This window comes from Micromonospora sp. NPDC049201 (genome assembly GCF_055586805.1).
Genome location: NZ_JBVJHM010000003.1, coordinates 502,685 through 520,314 on the forward strand (window position 1 = coordinate 502,685; position 17,630 = coordinate 520,314).

At 74.3% G+C, this 17,630-nt stretch carries 16 protein-coding genes; 4 read left to right on the forward strand and 12 right to left on the reverse strand.

Annotated elements, in window-relative coordinates; genetic code table 11:
• Position 1: 1 nt before the first annotated feature.
• The gene (locus ACZ6O5_RS09465; RefSeq protein WP_465975776.1) at positions 2 to 1,345 is read right to left on the reverse strand and encodes a class I SAM-dependent methyltransferase; all 1,344 of its coding nucleotides are present in this window, start codon (positions 1,343 to 1,345) and stop codon (positions 2 to 4) included.
• Positions 1,342 to 2,727, reverse strand: coding sequence for an FAD-binding oxidoreductase (locus tag ACZ6O5_RS09470; RefSeq protein ID WP_465975777.1), 1,386 nt, complete (start codon positions 2,725 to 2,727; stop codon positions 1,342 to 1,344). The genes ACZ6O5_RS09465 and ACZ6O5_RS09470 overlap by 4 nt, the downstream gene beginning before the upstream one ends.
• Positions 2,728 to 2,810: 83 nt before the next feature.
• Here ACZ6O5_RS09470 and ACZ6O5_RS09475 point away from each other — a divergent pair, with 83 nt between their 5' ends.
• The gene (locus ACZ6O5_RS09475; RefSeq protein ID WP_465975779.1) at positions 2,811 to 3,095 is read left to right on the forward strand and encodes a DUF427 domain-containing protein; all 285 of its coding nucleotides are present in this window, start codon (positions 2,811 to 2,813) and stop codon (positions 3,093 to 3,095) included.
• A 57-nt stretch (positions 3,096 to 3,152) separates the two neighbouring features.
• Entirely contained in the window at positions 3,153 to 3,866 is a 714-nt protein-coding gene (locus tag ACZ6O5_RS09480; protein WP_465975781.1) for an RICIN domain-containing protein, read from the forward strand.
• A gap of 4 nt (positions 3,867 to 3,870) precedes the next feature.
• Here ACZ6O5_RS09480 and ACZ6O5_RS09485 read toward each other — a convergent pair whose 3' ends face one another.
• Positions 3,871 to 5,205 (reverse strand): MFS transporter, encoded by a 1,335-nt coding sequence (locus ACZ6O5_RS09485; protein ID WP_465975783.1) that lies wholly within the window; start codon positions 5,203 to 5,205, stop codon positions 3,871 to 3,873.
• 1 nt (position 5,206) lies between these two features.
• Here ACZ6O5_RS09485 and ACZ6O5_RS09490 point away from each other — a divergent pair, with 1 nt between their 5' ends.
• Entirely contained in the window at positions 5,207 to 6,229 is a 1,023-nt protein-coding gene (locus tag ACZ6O5_RS09490) for a GlxA family transcriptional regulator (protein WP_465975785.1), read from the forward strand.
• On the opposite strand, the gene ACZ6O5_RS09495 is transcribed toward ACZ6O5_RS09490, so the two are convergent.
• The 8 genes from ACZ6O5_RS09495 to ACZ6O5_RS09530 all read right to left on the reverse strand — a co-directional run bounded on the left by ACZ6O5_RS09495 (position 6,203) and on the right by ACZ6O5_RS09530 (position 14,897).
• Positions 6,203 to 6,688 carry a hypothetical protein gene (locus ACZ6O5_RS09495; protein WP_465975787.1) on the reverse strand — a complete coding sequence of 162 codons (486 nt, stop codon included), beginning with the start codon at positions 6,686 to 6,688 and terminating at the stop codon, positions 6,203 to 6,205. The genes ACZ6O5_RS09490 and ACZ6O5_RS09495 overlap by 27 nt on opposite strands.
• A 122-nt stretch (positions 6,689 to 6,810) precedes the next feature.
• Positions 6,811 to 8,763, reverse strand: coding sequence for a vWA domain-containing protein (locus ACZ6O5_RS09500; protein ID WP_465975789.1), 1,953 nt, complete (start codon positions 8,761 to 8,763; stop codon positions 6,811 to 6,813).
• Between the two features lie 2 nt (positions 8,764 to 8,765).
• Complete coding sequence (locus tag ACZ6O5_RS09505) at positions 8,766 to 10,265, reverse strand: magnesium chelatase (protein ID WP_465975791.1); 1,500 nt, start codon at positions 10,263 to 10,265, stop codon at positions 8,766 to 8,768.
• 71 nt (positions 10,266 to 10,336) lie between these two features.
• On the reverse strand, positions 10,337 to 11,395 hold the full coding sequence (locus ACZ6O5_RS09510) for a hypothetical protein (protein WP_465975793.1): 1,059 nt from the start codon (positions 11,393 to 11,395) through the stop codon (positions 10,337 to 10,339).
• Positions 11,396 to 11,468: 73 nt separating this feature from the next.
• Entirely contained in the window at positions 11,469 to 12,119 is a 651-nt protein-coding gene (locus tag ACZ6O5_RS09515) for a response regulator (RefSeq protein ID WP_465975795.1), read from the reverse strand.
• A complete protein-coding gene (locus tag ACZ6O5_RS09520; RefSeq protein WP_465975797.1) occupies positions 12,116 to 13,366 on the reverse strand; it encodes a sensor histidine kinase in 1,251 nt (416 codons plus the stop codon). The genes ACZ6O5_RS09515 and ACZ6O5_RS09520 overlap by 4 nt, the downstream gene beginning before the upstream one ends.
• A gap of 60 nt (positions 13,367 to 13,426) precedes the next feature.
• A complete protein-coding gene (locus tag ACZ6O5_RS09525) occupies positions 13,427 to 13,924 on the reverse strand; it encodes a hemerythrin domain-containing protein (protein WP_465975799.1) in 498 nt (165 codons plus the stop codon).
• A 4-nt stretch (positions 13,925 to 13,928) separates the two neighbouring features.
• Entirely contained in the window at positions 13,929 to 14,897 is a 969-nt protein-coding gene (locus tag ACZ6O5_RS09530; protein ID WP_465975801.1) for an aldo/keto reductase, read from the reverse strand.
• A 65-nt stretch (positions 14,898 to 14,962) separates the two neighbouring features.
• On the opposite strand from ACZ6O5_RS09530, the gene mgrA reads away from it, so the two are divergent.
• Entirely contained in the window at positions 14,963 to 15,958 is a 996-nt protein-coding gene (mgrA, locus tag ACZ6O5_RS09535; RefSeq protein WP_107158256.1) for an L-glyceraldehyde 3-phosphate reductase, read from the forward strand.
• 12 nt (positions 15,959 to 15,970) lie between these two features.
• On the opposite strand, the gene ACZ6O5_RS09540 is transcribed toward mgrA, so the two are convergent.
• Positions 15,971 to 17,569: a CBM96 family carbohydrate-binding protein gene (locus tag ACZ6O5_RS09540; protein ID WP_465975803.1), complete on the reverse strand. Its 1,599-nt coding sequence runs from the start codon at positions 17,567 to 17,569 to the stop codon at positions 15,971 to 15,973.
• Positions 17,570 to 17,630 lie beyond the last annotated feature (61 nt).

Here is a 17,630-nt window from a genome sequence, read left to right on the forward strand (position 1 = left end):
TTCAGGGCGTCCAGTCCGGACGCAGCGGGTAGCCGTTCACCCCCTGCGGGCCGTTGTGCGTGGCGAGCACCTGGTGCAGTTGGATGCCGTTGCGTTCGAACGCCATCCGGGAGCCGGCCATGTAGAGGCCCCACACCCGGGCGGTGCCCGGACCGACCTCGTCGACGCAGAAGTCCCAGTGCTCGACCAGGTTGCGGCACCAGCCGGCCAGCGTCAGCGCGTAGTGCTGGCGCAGGTTCTCCTCGTGGTGCACCTCGAACCCGGCGTCGTGGATCTCGCTGATCAGCCGCCCCGGGCCGGCCAGCTCACCGTCCGGGAAGACGTACCTGTCGATGAACGCGCCGGAGCGGTGCGGCGCCCGGTTGTCGGCCCGGGTGATGCAGTGGTTGAGCAGCCGACCACCGGGCTTGAGCCGGGACCGCAACGCGCCGAAGTAGGCCGGGTAGTTGCGCACGCCGATGTGCTCGGTCAGCCCGATCGAGGAGATCGCGTCGAACTGCTCGCGCGGCGCGTCCCGGTAGTCGAGGTGCCGCACCTCGGCCAGGTCGCCCAGCCCCTCCCGCTCGATCGCGGCCTGCGCCCACTCGGCCTGTGCCCTGGACAGTGTCACGCCCAGCGCCTTGACGCCGTACTCCCGGGCCGCGTGCCGGACCATGCCGCCCCAGCCGCAGCCGACGTCCAGCAGCCGCATCCCCGGGGTGAGCGCCAGCTTGCCGGCGACCAGGTCGTACTTGGCCCGCTGCGCCTCCTCCAGCGTGTCGCCGGGGCTGCGGAAGACCGCGCAGGTGTACGTCATGGACTCGCCGAGCACCTTCTCGTAGAAGGCGTTCGACACGTCGTAGTGGTGGGAGATCGCGGTGCTGTCCCGCGCCCGCGAGTGACGCAGCCCGTTCACCACCCGTTTCCAGCGCGGCGCCGCCTCCTGCGGCGGGGCCGGCGGGGGCCGCAGCCGCTCCCAGCCCAGCCCCTTGACCAGGGCCAGCGCGTCGGCCACCGGCGGCATCCGCAGCGGCATCTCGTCCTTGAGCACCCGCAACGCCTCGTACGGGTCACCGGGGTGCACACCGTCGAGCCCCAGGTCACCGCTGACGTAGGCCCGGGCCATGCCCAGGTCACCCGGCGCGGTGAGGAGGTACGACAGACCCCGCTCGGTGCGGATCGCCAGGGTGATCCCGGCGTCGGCCGGGCCCACCGCGCTGCCGTCGTACCCGGTGACCCGGACGGGCAGGTCGCCGGTGGTCACCGCGCGGATCACGTCCGCGACGGTCGGTCCGGTGCTCCGGCCGCCCGTGGGCGGCCCGGCCGGGGCGCTCGCCGCCCCCGGTGTTCGGTCGGTCAGACTCATGCTCGGGATACCGCCTTCTCGTACAGTCCGGTGAGTCGGTGCTCCGGGTCGTAGCAGTCCTTCACGGCGCGCCAGGTCTCCCCGCCGTAGAGCCGGTCGAACGCGGCCCGGTCGTAGTACGCGTCGGAGTAGAGCGACTTGTGGCCGCCCGTCTCCGACACCATGTGCTCGATCCGCCGGTTGACGTCGCCGTCGGCGGCGCCCGGCGCGATTGGGACGCTGCCCCAGAAGCCGATGTTCACATAGGTCTCGCCCGGTTGGAGCGGATACAGCGGCCACGCCCGGGCCGATCCCGGGCCGGCCGGCTCCCGCAACCGCAGCGGGCAGAGCCACACCGGATTCATTCCCACGTTCGCCGCGAACCAGCGCAGGAACTCCGGCGTACGCGCCAGCGGGATCTCCACGTCCTGCACCACCCGCTCGCGCGCCGGCCGGCCCCGCCACCTGTCGACCCGGGCGGCCACCTGGTGCCGGTGCTCGAAGCGCACGATCTTGTGATAGAAGTCGCTGCGCCGGTAGCGCTGCGGCCAGAGCCGCCGGAGGACCGGGTGCTGCACGCCGAACGCGGACGAGCACCAGAACCAGTCGGTGTCCCACCGCCAGAGATAGTCGTACGCGGTCAGCACGTCGCGGGTGCGCCGACGCAGGGAGCGGTAGTAGATCTCCTGGCCGGTGTAGTCGGACGGACGGCCGTCGGCCTGGTCGGTGAACGTGGCGAGCACCAGGTAGGACTCGCCGGGGCTGAACATCACGCCGTCCATGGCGTCGACGGGCTCGCCCCCGAACGCGCCCTTGTCGACCACCTCGCCGATCGCGTCGACCAGCTCCTCCAGCCGGGTGAAGCGGATGTTGCGCAGCGCCACGTGCCGGCCGACCGGTTGCAGCTCGATGCGCAGCCGGGTGGCGTACCCGAGGCTGCCCAGCGAGTTGGGGAACGCCCGGTGCAGCTCGGCGTGCTCGCCCCGGGGACGGGTGGTGATCAGCTCCCCCGCGCCGGTGAGCACGTCCATCTCGGTCACCGACTCGTGCGGCAGGCCGTTGCGGAAGGACGTCGACTCGATGCCCAGGCCGGTCACCGCGCCGCCCAGCGTGATGGTGCGCAACTGCGGCACGACCAGCGGCATCAGCCCGTGCGGCAGCGTCGCGTCGACCAGGTCCTCGTAGGTGCACATGCCCTGCACGTCGGCGGTGCGGGCCGTCGCGTCGACGTCGAGCACCCCGGTCAGACCGCGCACGTCCAGCCCCGGCACCTGGGGCGCGGAACGGGGACGGAACAGGTTCGACGTCTGCTTGGCCAGCCGCACCGTCTCACCGGCGGGCACCGCGGCGTAGGACCGCCGCAACGCGTCCACCGCCCGTTCATGATCACGGACAGCTCGCATGAGATCACCTTACGCCCCGGTCCGACAATTCGTGGCACCCTCGACGGTGGCCGACGGGCGGGTCGCGGCATAGCGTGAAGGACATGCCGAAAGCCGTCTGGAACGACCTGGTCGTCGCGGAGAGCGACGACACCGTGCTGGTCGAGGGCAACCACTACTTCCCGCGTACGGCCCTGCGCGACGACCTGATCCGCTCCTCCGACACGCACACGGTCTGCCCGTGGAAGGGGACCGCCTCCTACTACACGCTGGAACACGACGGGGCCACCAGCCCGGACGCGGTCTGGTACTACCCCGACCCGAAGTCCGAGGCCGAGATGGTGCGGGACCGGGTGGCGTTCTGGAAGGACGTCCGGGTCGTCGACTGAGTCACCGGCCGCCGGGGCGACTGGCCCTCGGCGGCTCCGGTGGGTCAGGATGCCCCCATGGCCGACCCGCGTCCCGACCCGTCCGGCACCGTCTACGGTGCCCGCCCCGCCCGCGGCGGGAGCCGGCTGCCCCGGGACCCGCTGATGCGGACCGCGCTGGGCATCGGCCTGGTCGGCGTACTCCTGGGGGTGTTCTTCGCGACCGGCGTGCTGGGGGGCGGGGCCGACCGGCCGGTGGTGCCGGCGGCGGCCGTGCCGACCCCGGCGGAGAGCGAGCCGAGTTCGGCCCCGCCGACGACCAGGGCCGCGCCGTCGCCCACGCCGAGCGCGACGCCGGAGACACCGGCCGCGCCGGTGGCCACGCCCCGGGTGATCCGGGGCGTGCCGTCCGGGCGCTGCGTCGGCGTCACCGGCGACGACCCGGAGGGCGCGCAGGCCGCGCTCGCCGACTGCACCGGCGGGCCGGAGCAGCAGTGGGTGGTCACGCCGGTCGCCCCCGACACCTACCTGCTGGTCAACGCCGCCAGCGGCAAGTGCCTCGACGTCAACGAGGCGAGCACCGACGACGGCGCCGACGTGCAGCAGTGGTCCTGCAACGGGCAGGCCAACCAGCAGTGGAAGCTCCAGCCGACAGGCGGCGGGCCGGTGCTGCTGGTCGCCGTGCACAGCGGCAGGTGCGCGCAGGTCGACGACGCGGGCACCGAGGCCGGTCGGGAGCTGGAACAGGCGCCGTGCGGCGGCGCCGCCGAGCAGCAGTGGGCGCTCGGCTGACCGGTCAGCCCCGGTAGCTCCAGGCCCGCCGGCCGGCCGCGACCACGGGCAACGCGAGCGCGGGCCGTCGGCGCAGCAGCAGGGAGAGCCCGGCCGCGCCGATCGACAGCGCACCGGCCACGTACCAGGCCATCGCGTAGTCGCCGAGGCGGTCCCGGACCAGGCCGGCGCCGGTGGCGGCCAGCGCGGCGCCCGCCTGGTGCGCGGCGAACACCCAGCCGAACACCACCGCGCCGGACGCGCCGAACCACTCCCGGCACAGCGCCACCGTCGGCGGCACGGTGGCCACCCAGTCCAGCCCGTAGAAGACGATGAAGACGAGCATGCTCGGCTCGGCCCGGCCGGCGAACAGGCTCGGCAGCACCAGCAGCGACGCGCCGCGCAGCGCGTAGTAGGCGCCGAGCAGCAGCCGGGCGTCCACCCGGTCGGTGAGCCAGCCGGAGGCGATCGAACCGGCGATGTCGAAGAGCCCGACCACGGCGAGCAGGCCGGCGGCGGTGGTCTCCGGCATGCCGTGGTCGTGCGCGGCCGGCACGAAGTGCGTGCCGACCAGCCCGTTGGTGGTCGCGCCGCAGATCGCGAAGCCGCCGGCGAGCAGCCAGAACGGCCGGGTCCGCGCGGCGGCGGTCAGCGCGCCGACCGCGCGGCCCGCCGCGCCGCCCGCCGGCCGGGCCGGCGGCACGACCTCGGTCGCGCCGTAGGCGGGTCGGCCGAGATCCGCCGGGTGCTCGCGCAGCAACCACCCCACCAGGGGTACGACGGCGAGCGCGGCCCCGGCCACGACGAGTGCCGCCGTCCGCCACCCGTGGTCGCGCACCAGCACCGCGAGCAGCGGGAGGAACACCAGTTGCCCGGCCGCCCCGCCGGCGGTGAGCACGCCGGTGACCAGGCCCCGGCGGCGGACGAACCAGCGCCCGGTGACGGTCGCCACGAACGCCAGCGCCATCGAGCCGGTGCCCAGCCCGACCAGCACGCCCCAGCAGAGGATGAGCTGCCAGCTCTCGGTCATCGCCACGGTCAGCCCGCTGCCGGCGGCCACCAGCAGCAGCGCGACGGCCACCACCCGGCGGATGCCGAACCGGTCCATCAGGGCCGCGGCGAACGGGGCGGTGACGCCGTAGAGCAGCAGGTTGACCGAGACGGCGGCGGAGATGGTGGCGAGCGGCCAGCCGAACTCGGCGTGCAACGGATGCAGCAGGACGCCCGGGGTGGCCCGGAAGCCGGCGGCGCCGACCAGCGCCACGAACGCGACGCCGGCGACCAGCCAGGCCGGGTGCAGTCTTCTCACCCACCGAGTCTCGCCTCGGCGGGCACCGGGGACGAGTGGCCGGAAAGCCATCATGCGCAATAATCGGGCCATGCCCGCCCTGCCGCCGCACCGCGTCGTCGTGCTCGCCCTGGACGGCGTGGTCGCCCTCGACCTCGGCACCCCCGCCCAGCTCTTCGGCGCCGCCCGCGTCACGGACCCGACCCGGCTGTACGCGGTCACCACCTGCACCGCCGGGGCCCGTCCGGTCCGCAGCACGGGCGGCTTCCGGGTGCTCCCCGACCACGGCCTCGACGCGCTTGACACCGCCGACACGGTGATCGTCCCCGGCATCCACGAGGGCCCGCCGCTCACCGCCGGCACGGTGGACGACGACGTGGCGGACGCGCTGCGCGCCGCCCACGAGCGGGGCGCCCGGATCATGTCCATCTGCACCGGCGCGTTCGTGCTCGCCGCCGCCGGCCTGCTCGACGGCCGGCCGGCCACCACCCACTGGGCGTACGCGGCCCGCTTCCGGCGGCTGTACCCGGGCGTACGGCTCGACCCCGAGGTGCTCTTCGTCGACGACGGGTCGGTGCTCACCTCGGCCGGGGTGGCCGCCGGCATCGACCTCTGCCTGCACGTGATCCGCACCGACCACGGCAGCGCGGTGGCCAACCGGGCGGCCCGCCGCTGCGTGGTGCCGCCGTGGCGCGACGGCGGCCAGGCCCAGTACATCGAGCGGCCGGTGCCCCGGGCCACGGCCACCGGCACCGCGGCCACCCGCGAGTGGGCCCGGCAACGGCTGCACGAACCGGTCACGTTGCGCGAGATGGCCGCGCACGCGCGGATGAGCGTCCGCACGTTCACCCGGCACTTCCGCTCCGAGACCGGGCTCAGCCCGGCGCAGTGGCTGCTGCGGCAGCGCACCGAGCACGCCCGGGCGCTGCTGGAGACCACAGACCTGAGCGTCGACCGGATCGCCCGGGACGCCGGCTTCGGCACCACCGCCGCCCTGCGCCAGCATTTCCACGCCCGGGTGGGCGTGGCCCCCACCGCCTACCGCCGCGCCTTCCGCGCACCCCTGGGGTCAGGCCGGGTGGGGCTGCCGGCGTAGCGCGCGGAGCTGGGTCAGGTGCAGCGGCAGGTGCACCCGGATGTGCAGGTCGAGCGCGCGCCCCCAGGGCAGCGAGTCGTCCACGTCCAGGTCGAAGCCCTCGCGCAGCACGGTCTCGACGGGTGTCTCGGCGGCCGGGCCGAGCCGCTCGGCCAGCGCGCAGAGCTTCAGGCTGGTGCCCCGCAGCAGCGCGGCCAGCGCGTCCAGCCCGCCGCACTCGGAGACCAGCGCGTCGAGCTGCGGGCGGTGCACGGCGTCCAGGTCGTAGTACGCGAACGGCGACCCGGCCAGCACCGCCTCGGTCGCCTCGCTCATCAGCTCGTCGTTGGCGGCGAGGTGCGCGACGATCTGCTCGGCGCTCAGCTCCCCCTCCGGCGGCGACCCGAACCCGCCCGCGTCCACCTCGGCGAGCAGCTCGTCATACGCCCGCCGCAGCGCTCCGGCGTCCACCTCGTCCATGCCCGCATCCAACCCCATCCCACCCCCACCCCGCGCGGATTCGCGGAAAGCGTGGCCATGGCACGCGGAATGGCCACGCTTTCCGTGAATCCGCGCGGGCAGCGGCCCGGCGGGGTCGGGGGTCAGCGGCGGCCGTGGCGGGCGCGGAGGTAGTCGGAGACGACGTACTCGCCGAGGTCGTTCAGGTCGGGGGTGAACATCCGGCCGCCGGAACGGCGGGCCACCGCGTCGACGAACCGGCGCAGCCCCGGATCGTCGCCGAGCATGAACAGGTTGAGCGTGGCGCCGTACCGGGTCAGCTTGTCCACCTCACGGATGGTCGCCTCGATCGTCTCCGGCAGCGGGGGCCAGTTGAAGTACGCCTCGCCGTCGTCCGGATCCAGATGGGCGGTGGGCTCGCCGTCGGTCACCACGAGCACCACCGGCTCGGCGCCCGGGTGGCGGCGCAGGTGCCGGCCCGCCAGCCGCAACGCGTGCTGGAGGTTGGTGCCCTGCTCCATGTCCGGCTCCGCCGCCGCCAGCTCCTGCTGGGTCAGCGGCATCGCCTCCCGCCCGAAGCCGACGATCTGCAACGCGTCCTGCGGGAACCGGGTGGCCATCAGGTGCGACAGCGCCAGCGCCGTCTGCTTCATCGGGCCCCACCGCCCCTGCGAGATCATCGAGTACGACAGGTCGACGCAGAGCACCACCGCCGCGGACGCCCGACGCTCGGTCTCCATCACCTCGAAGTCCTCGACCGCGAGCGGCACCGGCACGCCGGGGCCGGCCCGGCGGACCGCCCGGGTCAGCGTGCGCACCACGTCCAGCGGCTGCTCGTCGCCGTACTCCCAGGGGCGGGAGGCACCGCTGACCTCGCCGGCCGCACCGGCGGAGCGCAGGTCGTGCTGGCCCCGGGGACCGGCCGTCAGGTCGGCGAAGACCCGCCGCAGCGCGGTGCCGGCGAGCCGGCGCAACGCCTTCGGGCTGAGCGTGAGGCCGTCCGCGTCCCGGGTCACCCAGCCCTGGCGGCGCAACTCCCGCTCCAGGTCGCGCAGGCGGCGTACGTCGTCGGCGGCGTCCCGGCCCAGCGTCCGGGCCACCGCGTCGACGTCGACGTCGTCAAGCGTGGCGCCGGCCTGGTCCTGGTCGAGCGAGTCCAGCAGCTCGTCGAGTTCGGCGATCTCGTCGAGCGCGCCGGTCGCCTCGCCGTAACCGAGCGGCTGGTCGCCGCGGACGCGTTCGCCGCGCTGCCAGTTCAGGTCGGGGCGCAGCGAACGCAGGTGCGCGTCGAGTTGGGACAGCTCCCCGGCGAGCCGGTCGCCGAGCGACTGGCGCATCAGCCCGGCCAGCTCCTCGCGCTGCCGGTCCGACAGCGACCGCATCAGTCGTTCCCCGGCCGCCGACCGGCGGGCCAGCACGTCGATCAGCTCGTCGACGTTGCGGGGCCGTTCCGGGAAGAACTCGCCGTGCCGGCGCATGAACTCGGCGAACGCGTCGGTGGTGTCCTCCGAGCGGGCGTGCCGGGCGAGCAGCTCGTTGAGGTCGCGCATCATGTCGCCGAGCTGCCGCTGGGCGTCCGGGTCACCGGCGGCCCGCGCCGCGTCCCGCAGCCCGGCGAAGCGCTGCTCCAACACGTCGCCCCGCAGCCCGTCGAGGATCCGCTGGTACGTCTGGCGGGCCTCGGCGCTGGCCCAGTCGTATTCGGACAGCTCGGAGACCGCGCGCGCGGTGGACCGGGGCAGATTGTCCAGCACCGCCTCGGCGAACCGGGCGTCGTCGCCGTCGCGGCCCCGCAGCTCGTCCCGCTCGGCGGCGAGCGCCTGGTCGAGCAGCGCCTGGGCCCGGGTCACCGCGCCGTCCAGGTCGCCCCGGCGCAACGCCTCCCGGCGCAGCCGCCGCGCCCGGGCGGCCAGGTCCTGGAGGCCGCCGCGACCGTCCGGGCCGCGCCGCAGCAGGTCCCGCAGCGCCTCCCGGAGGCTGCCCCCGCCGAGCACCTCCGCGCCGACCGCGTCCACCGCGGCACGCACGTCGTACGGCGGGGCGAGCGGGTCGGGCCCGCCGCGCCACTGCCCGTACCGGAACCGGTTGCCGGCCATGGTCAGCCCCGGCCGCCGTAGACGGTGCGCCCGGAGTCGGTGACGTCCTTGCCGAGCCGGCGGGTCAGGTGCAGCCCTTCGAGGACGAACTCGACGCCGGCGGCGGCCTCCGCCGGGCTGGGCGCGTCACCCAGACCGAGCCGGTCGAGCACCTTGGCCAGCCCCGGCACGGTGCCGACCTGGCGCAGCAGCTCCGCGGCGGAGACCAGCTCCCCGGTCTCGACGGCGCCGCCCTCGGCGACCAGCCCGGTGAAGCCGGACAGGTCCAGCCCGGACAGCCGGGCCCGGAACGTCTCCGCCGTGGCGGTACGCAGCAGGTGCGCGAGCACCTCGATCTCGCGCCCCTCCTCGCCGCTCTCGAACTCGACCTTCCCGCGCAGCGTCGACGTCACCGAGACCGCGTCGCCGACGCGCGCCACCGCCTCCTCCGGCGCGCGGCCGGACCCGGCGTCGGCGGTGTCATCGGTGGCGCCGGTGTCATCGGTGGCGCCGGCGGCGAGCAGGCCGGAGCGGCGCAGCGCGGCGGCGGCCACGGTCTCCGCGGCGGCGATGGCGAACCGGGCGGACACCCCGGAGCGCGGGTCCACCGACGGCGACTCGCGCACCCCGCGGGCGAACCGGGCGAGCACCTCCAGCACGTGCTCCGGCACGCCTGCGACCAGGTCGGCCTCCTGCCGGATCAACGCCAGCTCCAGCTCCAGGTCGAGCGGGTAGTGGGTGCGGATCTCGGCGCCGAAGCGGTCCTTGAGCGGAGTGATGATCCGGCCCCGGTTGGTGTAGTCCTCCGGGTTGGCGCTGGCCACCAGCAGCAGGTCCAGCGGCAGCCGGAGCTGGTAGCCACGGACCTGGATGTCCCGCTCCTCCAGCACGTTGAGCAGCGCCACCTGGATCCGTTCGGCCAGGTCGGGCAGCTCGTTGACGGCGAACACGCCCCGGTTGGTGCGCGGGACGAGGCCGAAGTGGATGGTCTCCGGGTCGCCGAGCGTCCGCCCCTGGGCGAGCCGGACCGGGTCGACGTCGCCGATCAGGTCGCCCACGCTGGTGTCCGGCGTGGCGAGCTTCTCGCCGTAGCGCATCGAGCGGTGCAGCCAGCCGATCGACAGGTCGTCGCCGGCCTCGGCCACCTGGGCCCGGCTGGCCGGGGTGAGCGGGTGCATCGGGTGCTCGTTGAGCACCGAGCCGGGGATCACCGGGGTCCACTCGTCGAGCAGGCCGCCGAGCGCGCGGATCAGCCGGGTCTTGCCCTGCCCCCGCTCGCCGAGCAGCACCATGTCGTGGCCGGCGAGCAGCGCCCGCTCGACCTCGGGCAGCACCGTGTCCTGGTAGCCGACGATGCCGGGGAAGCGCTCCTCGCCGGACCGCATCCGGGCGAGGAGGTTGTCGCGGAGTTCCTGCTTGACGGTGCGGTAGTGGTGACCGGTCGCACGCAGCGCGCCGAGCGTGGCGGGCAGCTCGGCCGGCGGAGCCGGGGAAACCTGGGAGTGAGCGCTCACCCGCACCACGCTAGCTCAGTTTTCCCGCGTCGCCCGGTGGTCGGTCCCGCCCCGTGACCGGGACCGACCACCGGGGGCGGTCAGCGCCCGCAGCGGCGGCAGGCGCCGCGGCGGCGCAGCAGGTAGGCGTACGCGGCGGCGCCGAGCGCCACGCCCCACAGCGGCCAGAGCAGCATCGGCAGCGTGGTGAGGCTGAACCCGCCGGTCAACGCCCAGAACCGTGGGGCGGTGAGCAGCCCGAGGGAGCCGGCGGTGACCGCGAGCGCGACGAGCGTGGCGGGCGCCACGGCGAGCGACACCGGCACCCGGCGGCCGGCCAGGCCGACCATCCACCGGGGGAACCGCTCGCCCCAGGGCCGGACCAGCCCGAGCGTGAGCACCGCCCCGGCCACCGCGAACGCGCCCAGCCCGGCGCCCGCCCAGACGAGCCCGCTGTCGTGCATCTCGTCGAGGAAGTCGCGGGAGATGCCGAGCGGGATGCCGGCGGCCCAGGCGAGCCGGGTGAGCGCGTACAGGGTGGGGATGACCGCGGCGGTCCAGGCCGCCCCGCGCCCCCAGCGGGCCGCGGCGGCCGGGGTGGTCCAGCCCCGCCCGGCGTCGCCCCGGCCGCAGCCGGCACAGGCCCCGACGGTACGGCGTTGCCAGCCGAGCACCGCCAGGGCGAGCAGCACCCCGCCCGCCATCGCGGCGGTCTTGCACAGCAGCGTCCAGGTGAACACGTCGGCGTAGTCGACAGGTGGCCAGCCGAACGGCGCGCCGACGAGCAGGATCGGCGCGTAGCCCAGCGTGATCAGCACCCGGGTGTCCGGCACCACCACGGCCAGCCCGAACGCGACCGCCCAGCCGTAGCCGAGCAGCAGCGCGCGCAACGGCCGGGACGGGTGGGCGACCGGGCCGGCCATGGCCAGCGCGACGACCGCGGCGGTGAGCAGCAGCGCCGCGAACAGCGCCGGCCCGACCGACACCGGCACCAGGCGGAGCAGGTTGACGTCGCGGTCCCGGTCGTTGTCGCCGAACGGGTAGCCGGCGCGGGTCACGGTGGAGATCAGGGCGAGCACGCCCCAGAGCGCGAGCCAGCCGGCGGCGAGCGGCGCGGTCCGGGACCGGTGACGGGTCGGTGCGAGCGACGTGGCGGTCATGGTTCGAGCCTCGGCTCCCGGCGAGCCGAAACCCTCCCGTGGCGGAGTGAGACGCCTCCCCCGCCCGGGGGACTCAGCCGGTCGGGACCACGAACCCGGACTCGTACGCGGCGATCACCGCCTGGGTGCGGTCCCGCACCCCGAGCTTGGCCAGCACGTTCCCGACGTGCGTCTTGACCGTCTCCCCGCCGACCACCAGCCGGGCGGCGATCTCCGGGTTCGACAGCCCGGCCGCCATCAGCCGCAGCACCTCGGCCTCCCGCTCGGTGAGCCGGGCGGCGGCCAGCCGGTCCCCGCCGCGTCGCCCGTACGCGCCGACGAGCTGCCGGATCGCGGCCGGGAAGAGCAGCGAATCGCCGGCCGCGACCACCCGGATCGCCTCCACCACCTCGGCGGGGCGGGCCCGTTTGAGCAGGAAGCCGCTCGCGCCGGCGCGCAGCGCCTCGTAGACGTACTCGTCGTTGGCGAACGTGGTGACCACAAGCACGCGCGGCGGGTCGGCGGAGGCGGCGAGCAGCCGGCGGGTGGCCTGGATGCCGTCGATGGCCGGCATCCGCACGTCCATCAACACCACCCGCGGACGCAGCTTCGCCACCAGCGGCGGCACCTCCGCGCCGTCCGCCGCCTCGCCGACCACGCGCAGGTCCGGCTGGGCGTCCACGATGGCCCGCAGCCCGACCCGGATCAGCTCGTCGTCGTCCACGATCAGCACGTCGATGGTCACCCGGGGTCCTTCCTCGGTGCCGGCAGGGTGGCCCGGACCCGCCAGCGGTCCCCGACCGGGCCGGCGTCGAGCCGCCCGCCGAGCAGCAGCACCCGTTCCCGCATGCCGTCCAGCCCGCGTCCGCCGCCGGTCGGGCCGGTGCCGCCGCGCACGGTGTTGACCAGCTCGATCGCCAACCCGTCCGGGGGTACGCCGACCCGCAGCGTGACCGGTCCCCGGCCGTGCCGGGCCGCGTTGGTCAGCCCTTCCTGCACGATCCGGTAGCCCTCGCGGGACACCACCGCGGGCAGCGCGTCCAGCGGGCCGTCGACCCGGGACTCGACGACCAGCCCGGCGGCCCGGGCGGCGGCGACCAGGTCGGCGAGGCCGGCCAGGGTGGGCTGCGGCGCGGTGGACGCGGCCGGCCGCCCGGCGTCCGTCTCGCGGAGCAGCCCGAGCACCTGGTCGAGGTCGTCCATGGCCCGGCGGCTGGTCTCCTCGATGGCCCGCAGCGCCCGCCGGGTGAACTCCGGGTCGGTGTCGAGCAACTCCCGGGCGGCGCCGGCCTGGAGCGTCGCCACGGTCAGCGCGTGCCCCACCGAGTCGTGCAGTTCCCGGGCCAGCCGGTTGCGCTCGGCCAGCCGCACGGCCCGGGCCTCCAACGCGGCGATCCGTTCGGCCTGGGCCGGGCCGAGCAGCACCGGCGCCATCGAGGCGGCGAGCGCGCCCAGCCCGGCCACCGCGTACCCGAGCACGACCAGCAGGGCCACCCCGGCCAGCCCGGCCGGCACCGGGCGGGTCGGGTCGAACGGCCCGAACCGCTCACCCGGCCCGGCCCCGGTGTCGATCCCGGTCAGGCCGACGACGAACACCAGCGCCATCGGGAACGCGCTGATCGCGGCGAACAGCACGGCCGCGCCGGTGCCCAGGTGCATGGCGATCCAGAGCGCGGCGCGCAACCGGGTCTCCCGGTCGACGCGGTGGCCCGGCAGCGGCTCCGGCAGGTGGACCGCGAGCAGCGCCCGGGCGGCGGCGATCTCCAGCGCCCGGCTGCCGGCCAGGAACACCGGCACCACGGCCAGCCCGACGCCGACCAGCAGCAGCCCGAGCCCGAGCGGGCGCGGCACCTCCGTGCTGGTCAGGAGCTGTGCGAACGCCACCACCAGCAGCGCGTACGGCAGCGCGAGCACGCCGCCGAGCAGCAGGAACACGGCCCGCCGCCAGGTGCTGCCGCGCACCAGCGGCGCGAGCGCGCCCCGGACCGTCATCCGGTCATTGTCCCGTCGCCGGTCGCCGGGCGACTCCCCCGCGCCGGGGAGATCGGCCCGTCAGCGGTGGTCGCGCACGTAGCCCTGCGGGTCCTTGTCGCGGAACGGCAGGTCCCGGCCGTTCTTGTGTTCGCCGTAGAAGGTGAGCCAACGCGCCCCCAGCTCGGCCCGCAGCTCCACGCTCGCGTGCCGGCGGAAGTCGGGCAGCGCCTCGTCCTCCTCCTCGGCCAGGTGCTCGCTGTTCTCCCGGCGGGCCGTGCCGACCGCCGCCCACCAGGCGTCCGAGCCGACCTCGTGCAGCTTGGCCTCGGCGATCGCGTCGCGGATCTTGTTGTGGTCGCCGATCGCGTCGGCGGTCTCGTCCTCGCCGTCGTCGCCGTGCTTCACCAGGTGCGGATAGAGGATGGCCTCCTCCGCCTCGGCGTGGATGTCCAGGTGCAGCGCGAGCGCCTCCCAGATCGCCAGCATCTCGGCCGGGTCGCGGGCGTCGTCGAGTCGGGCGAAGCCGCGCCGGAAGGCGGCGTGATCGTCCAGGATCAGTGCGGTGATGTCGTCCATGCGGTCACTTCCCCAGTCGGGCGCGGATCAGCCGGGGCATCGCGGCCAGGCCGGTGACCGGCCGGAACGCGTGCGCGGCGGCGACCAGCGCGGCGTACTCGTCGTCGGCCAGGTCGATGTCGGCGGCGGCCGCGTTGCGTTCCATCTGCTCCACCCCGGACGCGCCGGGGATGGCCACCACGTTCGGGTGTCGCAGCACGTACGCGAGCGCGATCTGGCTCGGTGTGGCGTCGTGCGCGTCGGCCACCTCGCGCAGCGTGGCGATCAGTTCGGTGCCGCGGGCCAGGTTCTCCGGCAGGAAGTACGGGTTGGCCCGGCGCACCGCCCCGGACGGCGGGTTGCCGGCGTCGTAGCGGCCGGAGAGGAACCCCTGCGCCAGCGGGCTGTACGCGATGACGATCCGGCCGGCCTGCTCCGCGTACGGGATCAGGTCCTCCGCCGGACCGCGGTCGATCATGCTGTAGCGGACCTGGTTGCTCAGCACCCGGCGGCCCAGCGCGGCCTCGGCGAACCGCCACCGGCGCAGGTCGTAGTTGCTGACCCCGACCTCGCCGACCAGCCCGACGTCCTGGAGCGTGCGCATGCCGCGCATGGTGGTGGTGTCGGCGACCACCGGGTTGGCCTGGTGCACCTGGTAGAGGTCGATGCTGTCGACGCCGAGCCGGGCGGCGGAGGCGACCGCCCGCTGCTGCACCACCGGGGCGACCGGCAGCAGCGGGAAGATCTTGCTGGCCACCACCACCTTCGCCCGGTCGGTTCCCAGCGCCGCGCCGAGGATGCGCTCGCTGCGGCCGAAGCCGTACAGCTCGGCGGTGTCGAAGAGGGTGACCCCGAGGTCGAGCGCCCGCCGCACGATCTCGGCCGCCCGCCGCTCGTAGTCGGCGCCGTAGCCCCACTCGCGGGAGCCGAACTGCCACGTGCCGAGGCCGATCTTGGAAATGGGCTTGGGAGTGTCGAGCCGCACGAAACGCATGGCTCCGACGCTACCCGCGCCCCGGTGGCCGCACACCGGTTCGCCGGTGGGCGCAGAATGATCGGGTGACCTACCTCGCCAGCGACGACCGTTACGACTCGATGCTCTACCGGCGCAGCGGCCGCAGTGGGCTGAAGCTGCCCGTCATCTCCCTCGGCCTGTGGCACAACTTCGGGCCGGACCGGCCCTTCGAACGGCAGCGCGACATCGTCCGCCGGGCCTTCGACCTCGGCATCACCCACTTCGACCTGGCCAACAACTACGGCCCGCCTCCGGGCGCGGCGGAGGAGGTGTTCGGCCGGCTGCTCGCCACCGACCTGAAGCCGTACCGGGACGAGCTGGTGGTGTCCAGCAAGGCCGGCTACCTGATGTGGCCCGGCCCGTACGGCGAGTGGGGCTCCCGGAAGTACCTGATCTCGTCTTTGGACCAGTCACTGCGCCGGCTGGGCCTGGATCACGTGGACATCTTCTACTCGCACCGGTTCGACCCGGACACGCCGCTCGAGGAGACGATGGGCGCGTTGGACGCGATCGTCCGCTCGGGCAGGGCGCTCTACGTGGGCATCTCCAACTACGACTCGGAGCAGACCGCGCGGGCCGCCGAGATCCTCCGGGACCTGGGCACCCCGCTGCTGATCAACCAGCCGTCGTACTCGATGCTCAACCGCTGGACCGAGTCCGACGGCCTGCTGGACACGCTGGACCAGGTCGGTGCCGGGTGCATCGCGTTCAGCCCGCTGGCCCAGGGCCTGCTCACCGACCGTTACCTGGGCGGCATCCCGGCCGACTCGCGCGTGCGGACCAGCGTCTTCCTCAACGAGAGCGACCTGGACGAGTCGCGGATGGCCACCGTCCGCGCGCTCGCCGAGGTGGCCCGGCGGCGGGGGCAGAGCCTGGCCCAGCTCGCCCTGGTCTGGGCGTTGCGCGATCCGCGGATGACCAGCCTGATCATCGGCGCGAGTTCTGTCGAGCAGTTGGCCGGCAACGTCGCCGCGCTGGACGACCTGGACCTCGCGGGCGAGGACCTGGCCGAGATCGACCAGATCCTCGCCGGTGCCTGAGGACGCGCGACGCTACTGGAAGATGGTGCCGTTGCCGGCGTCCCGGACCGCGCTCACCCGGTTCGGGGTGAACGTGTTGCCGGGCCCGACCACTGTCGCGTTGCAGCCCTCGGTGACGTAGAGCCCGTAACGCTGCGTCTTGACGGTCTGGTCGTCGACGGCCACGTCCCCGCTGACCACGGTGTCGACACAGGTGATCCCGGTCGCGGTGGTGACCCGGATGCCGTCCCGGTTGGGTGTGTCGTCGGAGCTGTCGGTGACGTGGTTGTCGATGATCTGGTTGCCGGTGCCGCTGTTCACGTTGATGCCGTCCTGCCCGGCCTGGTCGACGATGTTGTCGCTGATCAGGTTGTGGTCGGCCGTCTTGTTCGGCTGGTCGGCCGTGGACGAGGCGCGGTTGACCTGGATGCCGTGCCCGCCCACGTTGGTGATGGTGCAGCCGGTGACCGTGTCACCGCTGGTCGCCAGCAGTTCGACGCCGTCGCTCTGGGCGCCGCTGATGACGCAGTCCCGGACCGTGTTGCCCATCGACGTCCAGGTCTGGTTCTTGCCGTCGAACACGATGCCCCGCCCCCGGGACGCGGTCACCCGCACCCGCTCCACGACCATGTTGTTGCCGTCGTCGAAGTCGAGCGCGTCGCTGGTGCTCCGGAACGCCCCGCCGGCCGAGACCGCGAGGTCCCGGACGATCACCCCGTCCCAGCCCTTGGTGTTGAACGGCTCGGTGTCCCCCGCCGACGAGTTGTCGTTGCGGATCAGCGTGTCGTACATGCCGGCGCCGACGAATGTCACCTTGCGGATGCCCTCCAGTTTCATGTAATCGGCGCCGAAGTCGAACGTGTCGGCCTCGAACCGGACCGTGCCGCCGCCCAGCCGGTTCAGCTCGACCACGGCGCTCTCCAGCACGGTCTTGAGACTGCCGGTGTAGGTCGCACCGGTGACGTCGGAGGCCGCCCGGTAGGTCGTCGCCCCGGTCCTGGTCACCACGTACGGCGACGGGTTGGGCGGTGCCGGGGTCAACAGTTGCGGTTTGTTGACGCCCTCCCGGCTGGTCACCCGCAGGCCGGTGTCGTTGGTGGTGGTGAGCGCCACGGTCACCGGCCCGTTGCCGGTGACCAGCGACGAGACGTTCACCGACACCCAGGTGTCCGCGCCCACCGGTCCGCTGCGGACGACCGTCGCGCCGATCGGTGGGGCGCTGTCGTAGGTGATGGCGTTCTCGTCCCAGGTGTTGTCGGCGACGGGGTGGACGTCCACCCCCGTGCTGCTGGCGGTCTCCACGTAGAGACGCAGCACCGCGGTCGGGTCCGTGGCCACGTCGGTGACCTCGAAGCGCAGGTAGGCGACCTGTCGGGGCACGGCGTCAACGCGGAGCGAGGCGGTCCGCCCCGCGTTGACCGTCGGGTGGGAGGCGTCCACCCAGGCGTCGGCGACCGGGTTGAGCGTCACGGCCGCGGCGGCCCGGGCCACCTGGGCCGCGGTGGTGGCGTGCGGCTTCGCCGGGCTGCCGGCGGGTGCCGCGGTGGCGGGCGGAGCGACGGCGACGACGGCCAGGAGCACGACGGGTGCCGACGCGAGGAGACGGGCCAGGGATCGGGATCGAGTTCTCATTGCTCCTCCAGAACGGTGTGGAGGGTGGTCCGGGCGGGCCGCGACATCGGTGGTGGGTCGC